19 protein-coding genes are annotated in these 16,026 nt (G+C 72.6%); 7 read left to right on the top strand and 12 right to left on the bottom strand.

Annotated features, from left to right (window positions below; translation table 11 throughout):
• The first annotated feature begins 172 nt into the window (after positions 1 to 172).
• Both moaA and fdhD read left to right on the top strand, forming a co-directional pair.
• Complete coding sequence (gene moaA / locus AC1DDU_RS02785) at positions 173 to 1,261, top strand: GTP 3',8-cyclase MoaA (protein WP_477431102.1); 1,089 nt, start codon at positions 173 to 175, stop codon at positions 1,259 to 1,261.
• 1 nt (position 1,262) lies between these two features.
• Positions 1,263 to 2,180: a formate dehydrogenase accessory sulfurtransferase FdhD gene (gene fdhD, locus AC1DDU_RS02780; protein ID WP_477431101.1), complete on the top strand. Its 918-nt coding sequence runs from the start codon at positions 1,263 to 1,265 to the stop codon at positions 2,178 to 2,180.
• A gap of 5 nt (positions 2,181 to 2,185) precedes the next feature.
• On the opposite strand, the gene AC1DDU_RS02775 is transcribed toward fdhD, so the two are convergent.
• Together AC1DDU_RS02775 and AC1DDU_RS02770 are read right to left on the bottom strand one after the other, a co-directional pair.
• Positions 2,186 to 2,794 (bottom strand): helix-turn-helix transcriptional regulator, encoded by a 609-nt coding sequence (locus AC1DDU_RS02775; RefSeq protein ID WP_477431100.1) that lies wholly within the window; start codon positions 2,792 to 2,794, stop codon positions 2,186 to 2,188.
• A 54-nt stretch (positions 2,795 to 2,848) separates the two neighbouring features.
• Positions 2,849 to 3,211 carry a hypothetical protein gene (locus tag AC1DDU_RS02770; protein ID WP_477431099.1) on the bottom strand — a complete coding sequence of 121 codons (363 nt, stop codon included), beginning with the start codon at positions 3,209 to 3,211 and terminating at the stop codon, positions 2,849 to 2,851.
• Positions 3,212 to 3,500: 289 nt separating this feature from the next.
• Here AC1DDU_RS02770 and AC1DDU_RS02765 point away from each other — a divergent pair, with 289 nt between their 5' ends.
• A complete protein-coding gene (locus AC1DDU_RS02765; protein ID WP_477431098.1) occupies positions 3,501 to 4,928 on the top strand; it encodes an amidase in 1,428 nt (475 codons plus the stop codon).
• A 48-nt stretch (positions 4,929 to 4,976) separates the two neighbouring features.
• Here the strand turns inward: AC1DDU_RS02765 and AC1DDU_RS02760 are convergent, their stop codons facing one another.
• From AC1DDU_RS02760 to AC1DDU_RS02750, 3 genes are all read right to left on the bottom strand, one after another.
• Entirely contained in the window at positions 4,977 to 5,174 is a 198-nt protein-coding gene (locus AC1DDU_RS02760; protein WP_477431097.1) for a hypothetical protein, read from the bottom strand.
• Positions 5,175 to 5,276: 102 nt separating this feature from the next.
• Positions 5,277 to 6,293: a CdaR family protein gene (locus tag AC1DDU_RS02755; protein WP_477431096.1), complete on the bottom strand. Its 1,017-nt coding sequence runs from the start codon at positions 6,291 to 6,293 to the stop codon at positions 5,277 to 5,279.
• Between the two features lie 84 nt (positions 6,294 to 6,377).
• On the bottom strand, positions 6,378 to 7,382 hold the full coding sequence (locus AC1DDU_RS02750) for an alpha/beta hydrolase (protein WP_477431095.1): 1,005 nt from the start codon (positions 7,380 to 7,382) through the stop codon (positions 6,378 to 6,380).
• 124 nt (positions 7,383 to 7,506) lie between these two features.
• On the opposite strand from AC1DDU_RS02750, the gene AC1DDU_RS02745 reads away from it, so the two are divergent.
• Together AC1DDU_RS02745 and AC1DDU_RS02740 are read left to right on the top strand one after the other, a co-directional pair.
• On the top strand, positions 7,507 to 8,250 hold the full coding sequence (locus tag AC1DDU_RS02745) for a sulfurtransferase (protein WP_477431094.1): 744 nt from the start codon (positions 7,507 to 7,509) through the stop codon (positions 8,248 to 8,250).
• Entirely contained in the window at positions 8,247 to 8,654 is a 408-nt protein-coding gene (locus AC1DDU_RS02740) for a DUF3054 domain-containing protein (protein WP_477431093.1), read from the top strand. Before AC1DDU_RS02745 ends, AC1DDU_RS02740 begins: the two co-directional genes overlap by 4 nt.
• A 12-nt stretch (positions 8,655 to 8,666) precedes the next feature.
• On the opposite strand, the gene AC1DDU_RS02735 is transcribed toward AC1DDU_RS02740, so the two are convergent.
• The 5 genes from AC1DDU_RS02735 to AC1DDU_RS02715 all read right to left on the bottom strand — a co-directional run bounded on the left by AC1DDU_RS02735 (position 8,667) and on the right by AC1DDU_RS02715 (position 12,255).
• Complete coding sequence (locus AC1DDU_RS02735; protein ID WP_477431092.1) at positions 8,667 to 8,966, bottom strand: hypothetical protein; 300 nt, start codon at positions 8,964 to 8,966, stop codon at positions 8,667 to 8,669.
• Between the two features lie 128 nt (positions 8,967 to 9,094).
• Positions 9,095 to 10,009, bottom strand: a complete 915-nt coding sequence (locus AC1DDU_RS02730) for an ABC transporter substrate-binding protein (protein ID WP_477431091.1) — start codon at positions 10,007 to 10,009, stop codon at positions 9,095 to 9,097.
• 28 nt (positions 10,010 to 10,037) lie between these two features.
• Positions 10,038 to 10,763 (bottom strand): ABC transporter permease, encoded by a 726-nt coding sequence (locus AC1DDU_RS02725; protein ID WP_477431090.1) that lies wholly within the window; start codon positions 10,761 to 10,763, stop codon positions 10,038 to 10,040.
• The gene (locus tag AC1DDU_RS02720) at positions 10,760 to 11,434 is read right to left on the bottom strand and encodes an ABC transporter permease (RefSeq protein ID WP_477431089.1); all 675 of its coding nucleotides are present in this window, start codon (positions 11,432 to 11,434) and stop codon (positions 10,760 to 10,762) included. The genes AC1DDU_RS02725 and AC1DDU_RS02720 overlap by 4 nt, the downstream gene beginning before the upstream one ends.
• The gene (locus AC1DDU_RS02715; protein WP_477431088.1) at positions 11,431 to 12,255 is read right to left on the bottom strand and encodes an ABC transporter ATP-binding protein; all 825 of its coding nucleotides are present in this window, start codon (positions 12,253 to 12,255) and stop codon (positions 11,431 to 11,433) included. Before AC1DDU_RS02715 ends, AC1DDU_RS02720 begins: the two co-directional genes overlap by 4 nt.
• A 147-nt stretch (positions 12,256 to 12,402) precedes the next feature.
• On the opposite strand from AC1DDU_RS02715, the gene AC1DDU_RS02710 reads away from it, so the two are divergent.
• Positions 12,403 to 13,818 carry a dihydrolipoyl dehydrogenase family protein gene (locus AC1DDU_RS02710; protein WP_477431087.1) on the top strand — a complete coding sequence of 472 codons (1,416 nt, stop codon included), beginning with the start codon at positions 12,403 to 12,405 and terminating at the stop codon, positions 13,816 to 13,818.
• Between the two features lie 60 nt (positions 13,819 to 13,878).
• On the opposite strand, the gene AC1DDU_RS02705 is transcribed toward AC1DDU_RS02710, so the two are convergent.
• Together AC1DDU_RS02705 and AC1DDU_RS02700 are read right to left on the bottom strand one after the other, a co-directional pair.
• Positions 13,879 to 14,685 carry an SDR family NAD(P)-dependent oxidoreductase gene (locus AC1DDU_RS02705; RefSeq protein WP_477431086.1) on the bottom strand — a complete coding sequence of 269 codons (807 nt, stop codon included), beginning with the start codon at positions 14,683 to 14,685 and terminating at the stop codon, positions 13,879 to 13,881.
• Positions 14,686 to 14,761: 76 nt separating this feature from the next.
• Positions 14,762 to 15,235: a MarR family winged helix-turn-helix transcriptional regulator gene (locus AC1DDU_RS02700; RefSeq protein ID WP_477431085.1), complete on the bottom strand. Its 474-nt coding sequence runs from the start codon at positions 15,233 to 15,235 to the stop codon at positions 14,762 to 14,764.
• Between the two features lie 141 nt (positions 15,236 to 15,376).
• On the opposite strand from AC1DDU_RS02700, the gene AC1DDU_RS02695 reads away from it, so the two are divergent.
• Positions 15,377 to 15,937, top strand: coding sequence for a PadR family transcriptional regulator (locus AC1DDU_RS02695; RefSeq protein ID WP_477431084.1), 561 nt, complete (start codon positions 15,377 to 15,379; stop codon positions 15,935 to 15,937).
• The last annotated feature ends 89 nt before the right edge of the window (positions 15,938 to 16,026 follow it).

The raw sequence follows: 16,026 nt of genomic DNA, 5'->3' as shown, positions 1-16,026 counted from the left end.
ACCACACGGGCATGGTCTCCCAGAAGGTGCCCGGTGGTTACAGATTCCCAGGATTCCGGGACCGATGCGAGGGGCCCCGCCGTGAATAATCGAACTGCTGCGGCGCCCGCGCTGCGCAGCGCGACTACCCTCGAACCATGGCGAGCCGGACGCAGCGGACGGGGTGCTCCGCGTGAGCGCGATCCCCGTCGTGATCGGACGGAGGCTCCCGCTGCCGTCGGCGGTGGGGACGCTCCCCGGCGCGCCCGGCGCACCGCTCGTCGACACGCACGGGCGCGTGCACCGCGACCTGCGGATCTCGCTCACCGACCGCTGCTCGCTGCGCTGCACGTACTGCATGCCCGAGCAGGGCAACGAGTGGCTCGCGAAGACGAGCATCCTCACGCTCGATGAGATCGAACAGGTGGCGCGGGTGGCCGCCGCCGACGGCATCACGACCTTCCGGCTCACCGGCGGCGAGCCGCTGCTGCGCACCGACATCGTGGAGGTCGTGCGCCGGCTGGCCGCGATCACCGGACCGGCCGATGCGCCGGTGCAGATCGCGATGACGACGAACGGCATCCGCCTGCCCGAACTGCTGCCGGGACTCGTCGAGGCGGGCCTGGGGCGTCTGAACATCTCGCTCGACACGCTGCGGCCCGACCGCTTCCGCGAGCTCACCCGCCGTGACCGGCTGGACGACGTGCTCGACGGCATCGCGGCGGCTGCGGCATCCGGTCTTCGGCCGCTCAAGCTCAACGCGGTCGCGATGCGCGACGTGAACGACGACGAGCTCGTCGACCTCGTGGAGTTCGCCATCGCGCACGGCGCGCAGATGCGGTTCATCGAGCAGATGCCGCTGGATGCCGGACACACCTGGGACCGCTCGCGCATGGTGACGCAGGACGAGATCCTCGCCGCGCTCGCCGCGCACTGGGAGCTCACTCCGGTGCCCGGGCGCGGCGGCGCCCCCGCCGCCCGGTGGACGCTCGACGGCGGACCGCACACTGTGGGCGTCATCGCGTCGGTGACCGCGCCGTTCTGCGGCGACTGCGACCGGCTGCGCCTGACCGCCGACGGGCAGCTGCGCAACTGTCTGTTCTCCACCACCGAGTACGACCTGCTGCCGATCCTGCGGCAGGGCGGGGCGCCGGCCGAGCCCGTCGAGGAGGGGATCGATCGGATGCTGCGCTCCTGCGTGCACGGCAAACTCCCCGGGCATGCGATCAACGACCCTTCGTTCCTGCAGCCCGCGCGTGGCATGAACGCGATCGGCGGCTGACGTGGGACGCCTCACCAGCCGCACGCCTGTCACCCGCATCGCCCTCGGCGAGGACGATGTCGCGGTGCGGCGCCGTGCCGACACGCTGGTGGTCGAGGAGCCGCTGGAGATCCGCATCGGCGGCGAGCCGCTCACCGTCACGATGCGCACCCCCGGTCACGACCTGGAGCTCGCCGCCGGCTTCCTGGTGTCGGAGGGCGCGATCTCGGCGGCCGGCGACCTGCGCTCGGCGATCCACTGCGGCGGCCCGGGCACCGCGCCCGGCGGGGGCGTCGTCACGACGCCGCTCCTGACCATCGGCTCGGCGCCGCCTGCCTCCGCCTCGGGCGAGAACACCTACAACGTGCTCGACATCGCGCTCGCGCCGGGGCTCGCGGGCCCGGTCACCGACATCGCGCGCAACTTCTACACGACCAGCTCCTGCGGGGTGTGCGGCACCGCCTCGATCGACGCGATCGAGAAGCGGTCGCGCTTCGACGTGTCGACGGACGCCGCGCCCGTCGCCGCCGCCACGATCTCGTCGCTGCCCGATGCCCTGCGGGCCGGGCAGGCGGTGTTCGAGAAGACCGGGGGGCTGCACGCCGCGGCACTGTTCGACGCGGCGACCGGCGAGCTCCTGGTGCTGCGCGAGGACGTCGGAAGGCACAACGCCGTCGACAAGGTCGTCGGCTGGGCCGTGCTCGACGGCCGCCTGCCGCTGCGCGGCACCGTGCTGCAGGTGTCGGGCCGGGCGAGCTTCGAACTCGTGCAGAAGGCCGTGATGGCCGGCATCCCGATCCTCTCGGCGGTGTCGGCGCCGTCATCGCTCGCGGTCGAGCTCGCGGCGGCCTCCGGGCTCACGCTGATCGGGTTCGTGCGGGGCCGGTCGATGAACGTCTACGCGCGACCCGACCGGGTGGGCGTGCCCGTCGCCGGCTGAACGGATCAGTCCCGGGTCGCCGCCAGCTGCACCACGCATTGCGTGGGGTCGCACGACGGCGCGATGCCCTCGACCCGCAGCGGGCCGCCGGCCTGCGCGAGGACGCTGTCCATGAGTCCGACGTGCACACCGCACAGGATGCCGCGGTGCTCGGCCGCCGAGGCGTGCGGGCACGGCGTCAGGTCGACCGTGAGCTCGCGCTCGTCGACCAGGGGCTCGAAGCCCGCGTCGCCGAGATCCTCGACGAGGGCGTCGAGCTGGTGGAGGGCGTCGGGGCCGAGTTCGGCATCCGTGTCGGTCCCGTAGACGCGGCGCAGCATGTCGCCGCGTCGGGCGGCCTCTTCAGCACGGCGCAGCGCGACAGGGCTCGACCCCTCGTCCGCGCCGGTGGCCGCCGAGTACAGCACGCGCGGGCGCCCGCGCGTGGTGCGCCGCTCGGTCTCGGCGATCACGTAGCCCGCGTCGATGAGGCGCTGCACATGCTCGCGCACGGTGTTGGCGTGCAGCCCGGTGGCCTCGACCAGCTCGGCGATCGCCCGCTGGGGCCGCTGCTGGAGCAGGTGCATGATCTCGACGCGGGAATAGCTCGAGATCGCGCTGTACCCGGTCGTCATGCTCCCATTATCGCCCGGGGCCGCGTGGCACCCGGGCGCGCCGTCCGGCGCAGGTCAGAAGATCTGGCCGAAGACGAGGATCACGATGAAGAACAGCGCGAGGATGCCGATGATGATCCCGAGCGTCTTGCCCGACAGCTTCGCCACGCCCCAGCCGACGAGCACGGGCACGGCGAGCAGGAACGCGGCGACGATCCACCAGAACGCCGAGTAGGCGCCCGATCCCGCCTCTTCGAGACGTCCGCCGAAGAGCTGCTGCGTCGCAGGGTGGGTGGCGAAGCGGACGGCGATCGAGATGGGGACCGCGACGAACGCGAACACGACGAGACCGATGAGCCAGCCCCACAGGACGGGGCTGCCGTTGCCGGAGAGGACGCCGCCGTGGAGTTCGGGTTCCTGCTGCTTGCCAGATGCCATGCGCAAGAGCCTAGTGGCGCGGCGCCGGACGACGCGGCCGATTCCGCCGAGCATGGCACTGTCCGTCGGTCTGGGGACGGACGGACAGCGTCGGGGCGCCGAGGATAGCCGGTTGGGGGAGCGGCTCTCCGCGCTCACCATCCGCGAGCGCCGTCCGGCGGGGGTGTCGGTCGCAGCGGCGATCGCGGGGTCTCCCACGATGTTAAGCCCGACAGCACCGAGGCAACAGAGGGGATTGCGTTCTCAGTGCTGGAGTGGTAGCTGCTGTGCGTGGTGGGATGGAGGCACCATGACTGCGTCGCACCCCGCCTTCGCCACCGCCGTCGAGATCGCGACGTCCGTCCGCCGTCGCGAGGTCACCGCGTTCGAGGTCGCGCAGGCGCATCTGGAGCGCATCGCCGCGGTCGGCACCGTCCTCAACGCGCTCACCGTCGTGTTCGCGGATCGCGCGCTCGCCGCCGCCGCCGACGTCGACGCCGTGCTCGCCGCAGGCGGCGATCCCGGCCCGCTCGCGGGCGTGCCGATCTCGGTGAAGGAGAACATCGACCTGACGTGGTCGGCCACCACCAACGGATGGCGTGGCCTGGCCGGCGCGGTGCCGGAGCGCGACGCGACGATCGTCCGGCGTCTGCGTACCGCCGGAGCGGTGCCCGTCGGACGCGGCAACATGCCCGACTTCGGCATGCGGTGGGACACCGACAACGACCTGTTCGGCCGCACCGTGAACCCGTGGGACCCTGAGCGCAGCGCCGGCGGCTCCAGCGGCGGCGATGCCGTCGCGGTGGCCGCGGGTCTCAGCGCCATCGGCCTGGGCAACGACTTCGGCGGATCGCTGCGACTCCCCGCGTACGCCGCAGGCGTGTGCGGCCTCCGCCCCTCGCGAGGACGGGTGCCGCGAGCGGCCGTGGCGGGGCATCCCGTCGCCCTGACGCTGCAGGAGTTCTCGGTGAACGGCCCGATGGCACGCAGCGTCGCCGACGTCGCGCTCACGCTCGAGGTCATGGCGGGATGGGATGCCGACGACCCGGTGTCGCAGGATGCCCCGCACCTCGACGAGGGCGCGGTGCCTCGCAGGGTCGGCGTGGTCCGGAACCTCGGCGGCGCTCCGGTGGACCCGGAGGTGGCGGCGGGCATCGACCGGGCGGCGGCATCCCTCGCGCGCGCGGGCTGGGAGGTGGTCGACGTCGACGCTCCGCTGCTCGAGGAGGCGGCCGTGCTGTGGCGCCGGCTGGCCTGCACCGACATGCTCGTCTCGCTCGATCCCGCGGAGCTCGGTCAGCCGCTGGGCCGCTCCGCCACCCGGTTCCTGCGCGACAGCACCGCGGCTGCCCGTCCGTACGAGTCGGCGGCGGACTATGCGTCGGCGTGGGCGCGCCGAGCGGTCGTGGCGGCGCAGTGGCGACGCCTGCAGGTCGACGTGCCGCTCATCCTCGGGCCGGTGTCGGCGTCGCGCATGCGCGCGCCCGACTACGACCTCGGCGGCGAAGAGGCCGCCGACATCGCGTGGCGCGACCTGTGGCTGACCGTCGCCGTCAACTTCCTGGGGTTGCCCGCGCTGGCGCTTCCCGCGGGGATCGCGGCCGACAGAATGCCCGGCGGCGTCCAGCTCATCGGGCCGATGTTCGCCGAGCGCGCCGTGCTGGCCGCCGGACGCGATGTCGAGGCGGGCGTGCCCGCACTGCCACCGCCGCCGGGCGCCGTCTCGGCCGGCGAGTGACCCGAGCCGGGCGATCGATCGCCGCCGTGACGTCGGGCGGACGTCGACCTAGCGGAACGGCGTCTCGGGCGTGCTGGGGAACGGTGGTTCTTCGGGATGCGGGGCGAGCGGCTCGTCGGGCCACGGCGCGGGCGGCTCGTCGGGGTACGGGGCCGGTGCGTCCGGACTCGGCGCACCCGGTCCCGGCGGGACCTCGCCCGGCCCGGGCTGATCGGGCAGCGGCTCGGGGATCGTGGGATCTGTCATGGTGCCTCCTGCGTCGCCCTCCGAGGAGGGATGCCTCCAGCCTGGGCTGCGCGCGGCGGCCCAGCCAGGGCCTTGACCCCGCCGGTGCGCCCGGGTAGTGGCTCAGCGCTCGGCGTCGAACCGCGTGGCGGCCAGCCGATGCAGCATCAAGGCCACGTCCAGCCGCGTCCGGCCCCGGGCGCCGGCCGGGTCGTAGCCGAGGCGCGCCGGGAGCTCCTGCATCCGCGCGCCCATCGTCGAGTGGTGCACGCCGGCGATCGCGGCGAGCGAGCGCTGGCTCGCGCCGGCGGCGAGGGCGCGCAGCATCCGCTCCGTCCAGGTGGCGCCGAGCACCGCGTCGATCGCGAGGACGTCGGGGTGCACGGTCGCGCGACGGTCCTCGGCCTCGGCCAGTTGCAGCAGCGGGCCGAGGTCCGCGGCGCGCACCACGGGTTCGTCGTCGTCGGCCAGGCGCAACGCGACCAGGGCGGAGCGCCACGACTCGCGGACCTGCGCCACACTCCCCGCCGCGATGCCGATGCCCGCGTGGCCCGCCGGTGGACGGTCGTCGGGTGCGAGCACCGCGCGTGCGATGCCGAAGCGGGTGGTCACCACGGCATGCGGGAGCGGGCGGTCCAGTGGCGCGGCCAGCGGCACGGCGATCGCGTGGATCACGGTGTGCGCGCCCAGTGCGAGGCGAGCGGATGCCTCCTCCCGCTCCTCGTCCGACGCATCGCCGGCCAGCAGCACCTCGACCGCGCGCCGTGTGGGGGCGCTGGTGTCGAGACGGGCGGACTGGATCGACAGTGCGATTGCCAGGCGCTCGAGCACCATGGCGTCGTTGGCATGGGGCGCGCCGGAACGCTCCAGCCACACCACCGATCCCTCGGCGGACGGAACCGACATCCAGCCCTCGGGACCCCCCGACGGGAGCTGCTCGCCGTCGGGGCCGAAGCGGCGCGCCTCTCCGGGACCGGCGGTCACGCGACCGATCGCAGCGCCGCTGAGCACAGCCGCACCGCGGAGCATCCCCTCGGCGCCGACGCGGCCGTCGACGAGCTTGTCGAAGTACGCGATGACCTTGAGAGTCTCGCTCGCCTGGGGGTCGAGGGCGCTGAGTCGTCCCACGAGTTCCTTCATCGGCATCCCCTCGACGCGGATCGTCGCTGCCCTGTCGCCGTCGCGCGCTGAGCCCTACCCTACGCGGGCGGGGCTCAGCCCGGATCAGGCCTCGAGCATGCGGGTGATCCAGCGGTTGCGGGTCTCGATCATCGCCAGCGAGATCTGGGCCTGCGGCGCGAAGCCGTCGAACCCGTGGAAGCCGCCCGGCCAGACGTGGAGCTCGGCCACGCCGCCCGCGGCCCAGATGCGCGACGCATAGGCGACGTCCTCGTCGCGGAACACCTCTGCGCTGCCCACGTCGATGAACGTCGGCGGGAGGCCGGAGAGGTCTTCCGCGCGCCCGGGCGCGGCGTAGATCGACACGTCGTCGGTGCCGCGGCGCTCGCCCAGCAGCGCGTTCCATCCGGTGAAGTTGCTCGTGCGGTCCCATACGCCGATGCCCTGGATCTGGTGCGACGACACCGACTCGTTGCGGTCGTCGAGCATGGGATAGATGAGCAGCGAGGCACGCAGCGGCGGGCCCTGACGGTCGCGCGCCAACAGGGTCACTCCCGCCGACAGCCCGCCGCCGGCGCTCGCACCTCCGACGAGCAGACGCGAGGGGTCGATGCCGAGCTCTGCGGCGTGGTCCGCCGTCCAGACCAGGCCCGCGTAGCAGTCCTCCACCGGCACCGGATCGGGGAACTCCGGCGCGAGCCGGTACTCGACGCTCACGACGACGGCACCATGGCTGGCGATGAACGGCAGGAACGCCTGCACGCCCATGAACCGGTTGCCGATCACCATTCCGCCGCCGTGGATGTGGTAGATCCCGGGGCCGGTGGTGGTCTGATCGGGGCGCCGGTAGATCGACAGGACGATCTCGCCGCCGTCGTGGCCGGCGATGGTGCGCTCCTCGTGGACGGCGCCCACCTCGGCCACCAGGTCGTCGAGGGACGGATCCACCGGCATCTGCCGCATCAGCGGGATCATGTCGGGAGTGAGGGTGGGCTTGATGACGTCGGCGACGACGACGAGGGCGGCGCTCAACTCGGGATCGAAGGGTGGGGCGGTCAGTTCGGGCATCGTGATCTCCATCGTTCCTGTCGCCGCGGCACTGCGACGCACTTCGATCCTCGGCGGCGGGCGACGGATGCCGCGACCGCCGGGTGCGGCCGGTTCTCCGCTGCGCACCCGCCAGGTGGCGGGCCGCCCGATCAGCCGAGGGCTCGGGCGTCCGTAGGCTGGAGGGGTGGCATCCATTCTCAACGTCTCGGCGTACCTGTTCACGCACATCGCCGATCCGGCGCAGCTGCGCCCGGTGCTGCGCGAGCGCGCCGTCGAGGCGGGGCTGAAGGGCACGATCCTGCTCGCCGAGGAGGGCATCAACCTGTTCCTCGCCGGTGACGCCGACGCGGTGCGCGGGTTCATCGGTGCGCTGCGAGCCGATCCCCGGTTCGGCGCGCTGACCACGAAGGAGAGCTGGTCGGACGAGCAGCCGTTCGGCAAGATGCTCGTCAAGGTCAAGCGCGAGATCATCCGCATGGACCACCCCGCCATCCGGCCCGAGGCGGGCCGCGCACCGGCGGTGGCGCCGACGACGCTGCATCGCTGGCTCGAGCAGGGGCACGACGACCACGGCCGCGAGGTGGTCGTGCTCGACACCCGCAACGCCTTCGAGGTGGACTACGGCGCTTTCGCCGGGGCGGTGGACTGGCGCATCGAGCGGTTCACGCAGTTCCCGGGTGCGGCGGCGGCGGCCGCTGCCGACCTCGCGGGCAAGACCGTCGTGAGCTACTGCACCGGCGGCATCCGCTGCGAGAAGGCGGCGATCTACCTGCGCGAGGTGGGTGTGGACGCGTACCAGCTCGACGGCGGGATCCTCGGCTACTTCGAGCACGTCGGCGGCGCGCACTGGAACGGCGACTGCTTCGTGTTCGACGAGCGCGAGGCGCTGACGCCTGGTCTCGCGCCGCGCGAGGGGGTGCCGGCATGACCGCCGAACAACAGAACCGCGGATCCGCATCGGTTGCGGGACGAGGCCGGTCCATCGCGCTGGCCCTGGTGCTGGACGTGGTGCTCGTCGTCGCGTTCGCCGCGATCGGGCGTGCCAGCCACGACTCGGACGTGTGGCTGGGACTGTGGCAGACGGCCTGGCCGTTCCTCGCGGGACTCGCGCTCGGCTGGCTCGTCACCCTCGCGTGGCGCGCCCCGCTCGCGCCGGTGGGGACGGGCGTGGGCGTATGGGCCGTCACCGTGGCGGGCGGGATGCTGCTGCGCGCGGTCACCGGTCAGGGGATCGCGCTGCCGTTCATCATCGTGGCGTCGGTGACCCTGCTCGTCGCCCTCGTCGGGTGGCGCGTCGTGGCCGCGGTGGTGCAGCGCGCGCGTCGGCGCTGAGCGCCGGCCCGCTCACGGGGCCTTGCGCAGCCCGGTCTCGATCACGATGCGGTTGCCTTCGATCACGCCGGGACCGTCCCCGGGAACGGGGGCCGGTGCGGGGGTGATCTGCTCGGCGTCCCACACCGCACGGGCGTTCTCGGCGGTCGGGTAGAAGAACTCCTCGACGCCGAGGAGTCCGCCCGAGGAGTGCGCCGGCGACTCGCCGCGCTGTCGGCGGCGCCGCGTGTCGAACGCGAACCACAGGAAGTACACGGGCAGCGCGATGAGGGCTGTGACCACGCCCCACATCATCACCTCGCCCATCGGCATGATCTCAGCGTACGTCCGCGTCCGCCGTGGGGCATCCCCCGCGGGGCGGAGGCGCCGGCGACTCGGCTGGGCATGGATCTGCCGGGCGGCGGAGCGATCCGCCGCCCGGCAGACGGGCGGGGCTTCGATCAGCCGAGGTCGTTCGCGGCCAGCCAGTCCGCCGCGATGTCCTCCGCCGAGCGCTGGTCGACCGTCGACTCGACGTTGAGGGCCACCAGGCCCTCGGGGGTGAGGGCGGCACTCACGGCGTTGATCACGTCGGCGATCTCGTCGGCGATGTCGGCGTTCACCAGCGGGACGACGTTCGAGGCGAGGAAGAGGCCCTTCGGGTCTTCGAGCGTCACGAGGTCGTCGGTCTTGATGCGCGGGTCGGCGCTGTAGACGTTGGCCACCTGGATGTTGCCGGCGACCAGTTCGTCGACGGTCGTGTCGGCCGTCGCCGAGAACGACACGGTGACGTCGTACACGTCCTTGAGACCGGTGGGACCGTACGGACGCTCCTCGAGCTCGGGCGCACCGCCGAGCACGAGCCCGTCGATGCCGGCGAGGTCGGCGATCGAGGTCAGGCTGTGCTCCTTGGCGAAGGCCGCCGTCACGTTGTAGGAGTCCTGGTCGGTGGCGGGCGACTGGTCGAGGACGGTGAGTCCGTCGGGGAGCGCATCCTTCAGCGCCGCGTAGACATCATCAGGGGTGGTCGCCGTGGTGTCGGGCTCGAGGTACTGCAGCAGGTTGCCGGTGTACTCCGGGAAGAGGTCGATGTCGCCCTTCTCGATCGCCGGCATGTAGGTGTCGCGCTGGCCGATGTTGAACTTGCGATCGACCGTGAAGCCGGCGCCCTCCAGCGCCTGGGCGTAGATCTCGGCGATGATCTCGTTCGAGTAGTACTGCTGCGAGCCGATGACGATGGTCGACGAGTCGGTCGCGCCGCCGCTGTCGGTGCTCTCCCCGCTGAGGGGATCGTTGGAGGAGCAGCCGGCGAGGACGAGCGCGGCGACGGCGGTTCCGGCGAAGGCCAGAGCCAGGCGGGTGCGTGCGGTGGACATTGTCGTACCTCCGGTGTGGTGGTGGGGATCAGCGAGACGTCTGCAGAGCGGGCAGCGGTGCGCGCGCCGCGCGCCGCTGACGGATGCGGGGCCCGTCGGTGCGGGGCACGGCGAACCGGGCGAGCAGGGCGAAGAGGCCGTCGAGGGCGAGAGCGAGGGCGGTGACGACGATGGCGGCACCGAGGACCTCGGGGAAGTCGTTGAGGTTGAGCCCCTGGATCATGTAGTACCCGAGCCCGCCCAGGCCGACGTAGGCCGCGATGGTCACGGTGGCGACCACCTGCAGCGTGGCGGAGCGGAGGCCGCCGATGAGGAGTGAAAGGCCCAGTGGCATCTCGATACGGAACAGGATCTGCCACTCGGTCATTCCCATGGCGCGGCCCGCGTCGATGACGGTGCGGTCGATCGCCTCGACCCCCGAGTACGCGCCGGCGAGGATCGACGGGATCGCGAGGACGACGAAGACCGTCACCGCCGCCTCGGTCTTGAGGTTGACGCCCATGAGGAGCACCAGCAGCACGACGAGTCCGAGGGCGGGCAGGGCACGGGCCGCGCCCGACAGGAACACCGCGATCTCGCGGCCCCGCCCGGTGTGGCCGATGAGCCAGCCGATCGGGATGGCGATGACGGCGGCGATCGCGACGGACCCGAACGTGAACGCCAGGTGCTGCGCGATCGCGGTGGGCAGGGGAAGCGACCCCTCCAGTCGGTCGGGCGAGAAGATCCAGGCGAACGCCTCGGCGAAGAAGTTCATGCGACCACCGCCTGCACCCGCGCGGCCCGGCGGGGAGAGGTGCGGCGCGTCCACGGCAGCAGCAGCCGCCCGGCGAGGACCAGGAGTGCGTCGACGATCACCGCGATGATCACCACCGCGACGACGCCGGCGAACACCTCGGCGATGATGCGGCGCTGCGAGCCGTTGGTGAAGAGGTAGCCGAGGTTCTGGACGCCGATGAGGGCTCCGACGGTCGCCAGCGAGATCGTCGACATCGCGGTCACCCGCAGGCCCGCGAGGATGACCGGCCCCGCGAGCGGGAGGTCCACGGTCCAGAAGCGCCGCCACGCGCCGAATCCCATCGCGACGGCGGCCGACCGTGTCACGGGGTCGACGGAGACCAGGCCGTCGGTCACCGACCGTGTCATCAGCGCGACCGCGTAGATCGCGAGCGCCATGATCAGCGGCGCCTCCGAGAAGAGCGGAAACCCGAAGATGACCGCGAGCAACGGGAAGAGCGCGAACGACGGGATCGTATACAGCAGCCCGACGACGGTCAGCACGCCGCCGCGCAGCCTGGTGTAGCGGAACGCGAGCCATCCGATCGGCACCGCGAGGGCGAAGCCCAGCGCGATCGAGATCGCGCTCTGGCGCAGATGATCGAGCGTCAGCGCCCAGATGAGGTCGAGGTTGTCGAGCACCCAGCTCACGTCTCGCCCTCCACGAGCACGCCCTGCGTGCGGCCGGCGGTGTCGACGAGCACGGTGCCCTGGGCCGTCTGCTTGGCGCGCAGCGCCCGCGTGCCGCGCTCCACGCCGATGAACTCGGCCACGAAGTCGCTGGCGGGGTTCTCGATGATCTCGCTGGGGCTGCCGATCTGCGCGATGCGGGCGCCCTTCTCGAGGATCACGACCTGGTCGCCCAGCAGGAACGCCTCGTCGATGTCGTGCGTGACGAACACGATCGTCTTGTCGAGCTCCTTCTGCAGCCGCAGGGTCTCGGCCTGCAGCTCCTTGCGCACGATGGGGTCGACGGCGCCGAACGGCTCGTCCATCAGGAGGATGTTGGGGTCGACGGCGAGCGCCCGCGCAACCCCGACGCGCTGCTGCTGGCCGCCGGACAGCTGGCTCGGGTAGCGCTTGGCGAGCACGCGCTCCAGGCCGACGACATCCATCAGCTCCAGCGCGCGCTCGCGGGCCTTGGGGCGCGGCACGCCGTTGAGCACGGGGACGGTGGCGATGTTGTCGACGACGGAGAAGTGGGGGAGGAGCCCGGCGTTCTGCAGGACGTACCCGATGCCGCGCCGCAGCGTCACCGGGTCGCGGCTCGAGATCGGCTCGTCGTCGATCGTGATGACGCCGCCGGTCGGCTCGACGAGCCGGTTGATCATGCGCAGCAGCGTCGTCTTGCCGCTGCCGGACGACCCGACGAGCACGGTGGTCTTGTGCGCGGGCATGAGCACGCTGAAGTCGTCGACGGCGACGGTGCCATCCGGGTACCGCTTCGAAACCGCACGGAATTCGATCGCCATACTGCCCTTTCGGCCGGGCTCCCAGATAACCACAGGCCACCGACACCGGGGCAAGGGGGCAGCGGATGCCGGGGCCCGCGGCATCCGCTCGCCTCATGGTGCCGGGGGCCTGGCCGGGTGTCGCCGCGCGCCGCTACGTTGGGGCGCATGACTGCTCGGGAGTATGACCTGATCGTCGTCGGCGGCGGGCCCGTCGGAGAGAACGTCGCCGATCGCGCGGCCCAGGGCGGCCTGTCGGTCGTCGTCGTCGAGAGCGAGCTGGTCGGCGGTGAATGCTCGTACTGGGCGTGCATCCCGTCGAAGGCCCTGCTGCGTCCCGGCGCGGCGCTCGCCGCTGCGCGGCGCGTGCGCGGGGCCGCGGGAGCGGTGACCGGCACGGTCGACGTGGCCGAGACGCTGCGGCGCCGCGACGGCCTCGTGCACGACTGGGACGACACGTCGCAGGTCGACTGGCTGCGGGGCGCGGGCATCGACCTGGTGCGCGGCCACGGGCGGCTCAGCGCGGAGCGCGAGGTGACGGTCGACGCGGCCGACGGCACCGAGGTCGTGCTCGTCGCGCGCCATGCTGTCGTGGTGTCGACCGGGTCGGACGCCCTCGTGCCCGACATCCCGGGGCTGCGCGACGCGAAGCCGTGGACGAGCCGTGACGCGACCGGCGTGCAGGAGGTGCCGGCGTCGCTCGCGGTGCTCGGCGGCGGCGTCGTCGGGTGCGAGATGGCGACGCTCTACGCGTCGTTCGGCATCCCGGTCACGGTCGTCGCCCGCTCGGGGCTGCTGCGGGGCATGGAGCCGTTCGTGGGCGAGGCGGTGGCGAAGGCGCTCGCGGATGCCGGCGTCGACGTGCGCTCCGGCGTCGACGTCGATCGAGTCGCGCGCGACGCCGACGGCGTGGTGCTGACGCTGTCGGACGGCACCGAGGTGCGCGCCGCCGAGGTGCTGGCGGCCACCGGCCGCGGTCCTCGCACGGCCGACCTCGGGCTGGAGACGGTCGGCCTCGAGCCCGGCGCCTGGCTCGACGTCGACGACACGCTGCGCGTGCGCGGCATCGACTGGCTGTACGGCGTCGGCGACGTCAACCGCCGGGCGCTGTTCACCCACCAGGGCAAGTACCAGGGGCGCGCCGCGGGCGACGTCATCGCGGCACGGGCGCGCGGCGACGAGGTCCACGACGCCCCGTGGGGCGCGCACGTCGCGACGGCGGACCACGTCGCAGTGCCGCAGGTCGTCTTCACCGATCCCGAGGTGGCGGCCGTGGGCCACACCGAGGCCTCGGCACGCACGGCGGGCCTCGGCATCCGCGTCCTCGACTACGACCTGTGGTGGCTCGCCGGCTCGAGCGAGCGGGCCGACGACTACCGCGGACAGGCCCGCGCGATCGTCGATGAGGAGCGCCGCGTGCTCGTCGGCGCCACCTTCGTGGGGCAGGACGTCGGCGAGATGCTGCAGGCGGCCACCATCGCGATCGTCGGCGAGGTGCCGATCGACCGGCTCTGGCACGCGGTGCCGGCGTACCCGACCATCAGCGAGGTGTGGCTGCGCTGGGTGGAGGAGTACGGCCGCTGACGGTCCGCGCAGGCGCCGCCTCCGCGCGAGGGGTCGCGGAGACGGCGCGGTCGGGATGCGTCAGGCGGCCGACGGGTCGTTCCACGACCAGATGTCGTCGCCACGGAGCGTGGCGTCGGCACCGCCGTCGCAGTAGATCGTCTGACCGGCCAGGTGCGTGTTGGCCGGGCTCGTGAGCCACACCAGCAGTTCGGCGATCGAGGTGGCGGGCTGGTGGTGGTTCAGCGGCATCGGAACGGCCGCGTCGACCATGGCGGCGCCCTCGGGGGAGGCCAGCAGCTCCGCGGTCATCGGAGTGATCACGGTGCCCGGCGCGACGGCGTTGAGGGCGATGCCCGATCCTGCCCAGTCCTCGGAGATCGACGCGCGGCGCACCCAGCGCGAGAGCGCGCGCTTGGACGAGGGGTAGTTGAGGTATCCGACCTCGGGGCCCTTCGCGGCCAGCTCGTCGCCCAGTGCGACCGCGGTCGCCTCGTCGCCGGCGAGCGCGGCGGCGACGAGCGCCGGGGCCACAGGCTGCAGCGTCGCCATCGACGACACGACGGCCGCGCGCGGAGCGTCCGAGCGCCGCAGCGCGGGCAACAGCGCCGTGAGCAGCTCGGTCACGCCGAAGTAGTTGATCGAGATCGTCTTGCCGATGGGAGCGCTGATGCCGGCGCACGCGATCACACCGTCGATCACCCCGCCGGTCTTCTCGACGGCCTGGGCGGCGGCATCCGCTCGTCCCTCGGGCGTGCTGAGGTCGGCGTCGATCTCGGCGCCGCGCAGGTCGATGCCGACGACGGTGTCGCCGTGGCTGCGCAGCAGCGCGGCGGTGGCGGCGCCGATTCCGGATGCGGAACCGGTGACGACGTAGGTGCGGGTCATGTTCATCTCCTCGGGGTTCGACGCACGGGTGGGCGTCGCGGCTGTGCCGCGGGTGAGCGGCGGGTGCGCCCGGACCTCAGGGCCGGGACGGGTCGGGGGAGTCGGCGAGCAGGCCGTCGACGAAGCGCTGCAGCAGGCGGCCGAAGGCTGCGGCATCCGCCTCCGGCCAGTCCGCGAGCGCATGGCGCACCATCTCGTGCCCGGCCGAGACGAGGCGGTCGTAGGCGTGGGCACCGCGGGCGGTGAACGACACGGTCGTCGCCCGGCCGTCGTCGGGGTCGGCGGACCGGGCGACCAGGTCGTCGGCCATGAGCCGCGCGATGAGCTTCGACATCGTGGGGCGGCTCAGGTGCAGCTCATCGGCCAGGGCGCTGGGGCGGGCGGTTCCGCCGCGCAGGCCGAGCGTGTAGATCGCGCGGATCTCGGTCGGGTCGAGCGTGACTCCGACACCGCTCGCGACGCGTTCCTGCACCTGGCTGGACGACCAGCGCGACATCAGCCGGGTGAGAGAGGCCAGCAGTTCGGCGGGGGGTGCGGCATCCGTTCCCATGCGTCGAGCCTACGCCTTTGATTGCCCGAGGCAACCAAATTCGCCCGCGACCCACAGCGGATGCTCAGCGGACCCCCTTGTTCGCCGATATATCGGTACGTATCGTCGAGGTATCGGCACACGCTCGTTCGGGAGGTCGTCATGAACGGTTCGTATCAGGGATTCGGTCCGCGCCCCGGAGGCCAGGGATCCGGTATTCCGGGCAGTCTGTGGGACGCGATGGATCAGCTGCGTGACGTGTTCGAGCGAGGCTTCTCGCCGCGCGTCGGACGCGGTGACGTGCGCGCCGCGGTGCTCGCGATCCTCGCCGAGAAGCCCATGCACGGGTACCAGATCATCCAGGAGATCGAGGCCCGCAGCGGCGGCGCCTGGAAGCCGAGCCCGGGCTCGGTCTACCCCACGCTGCAGCTGCTCGCCGACGAGGGACTCGTCGCCGCCGAGGAGTCCGGCGGCAAGAAGACGTATTCGCTCACCGAGGCAGGCCGCGCCGAGGCGGCGGCGGCCGAGGGGCAGTCGGCCCCGTGGGAGTCGTTCGGCACGCGCGACGCGGGCCGCACCACGGCACTGCCCAAGGCCGGCGCAAAGCTCGCCCAGGCGGCCGCGCAGGTCGGCCGCGGCGGCACGCCCGAACAGGTGGCGGCGGCCGTCGAGGTGCTCGACGAGGCGCGGCGTAAGCTCTATTCGATCCTGGCCCAGGACTGAGACCGCGTGCCGACGGACGTCGGCCAGACCCCACGGGTTCTGCGGAGCTCGACACCGGCTCGCCGGCGCCGACGCTCCGGGATCGAGGA

It is taken from the genome of Microbacterium sp. 05T445 (assembly GCF_056395865.1).
This window is presented reverse-complemented; position numbering and strand designations above follow the sequence as displayed.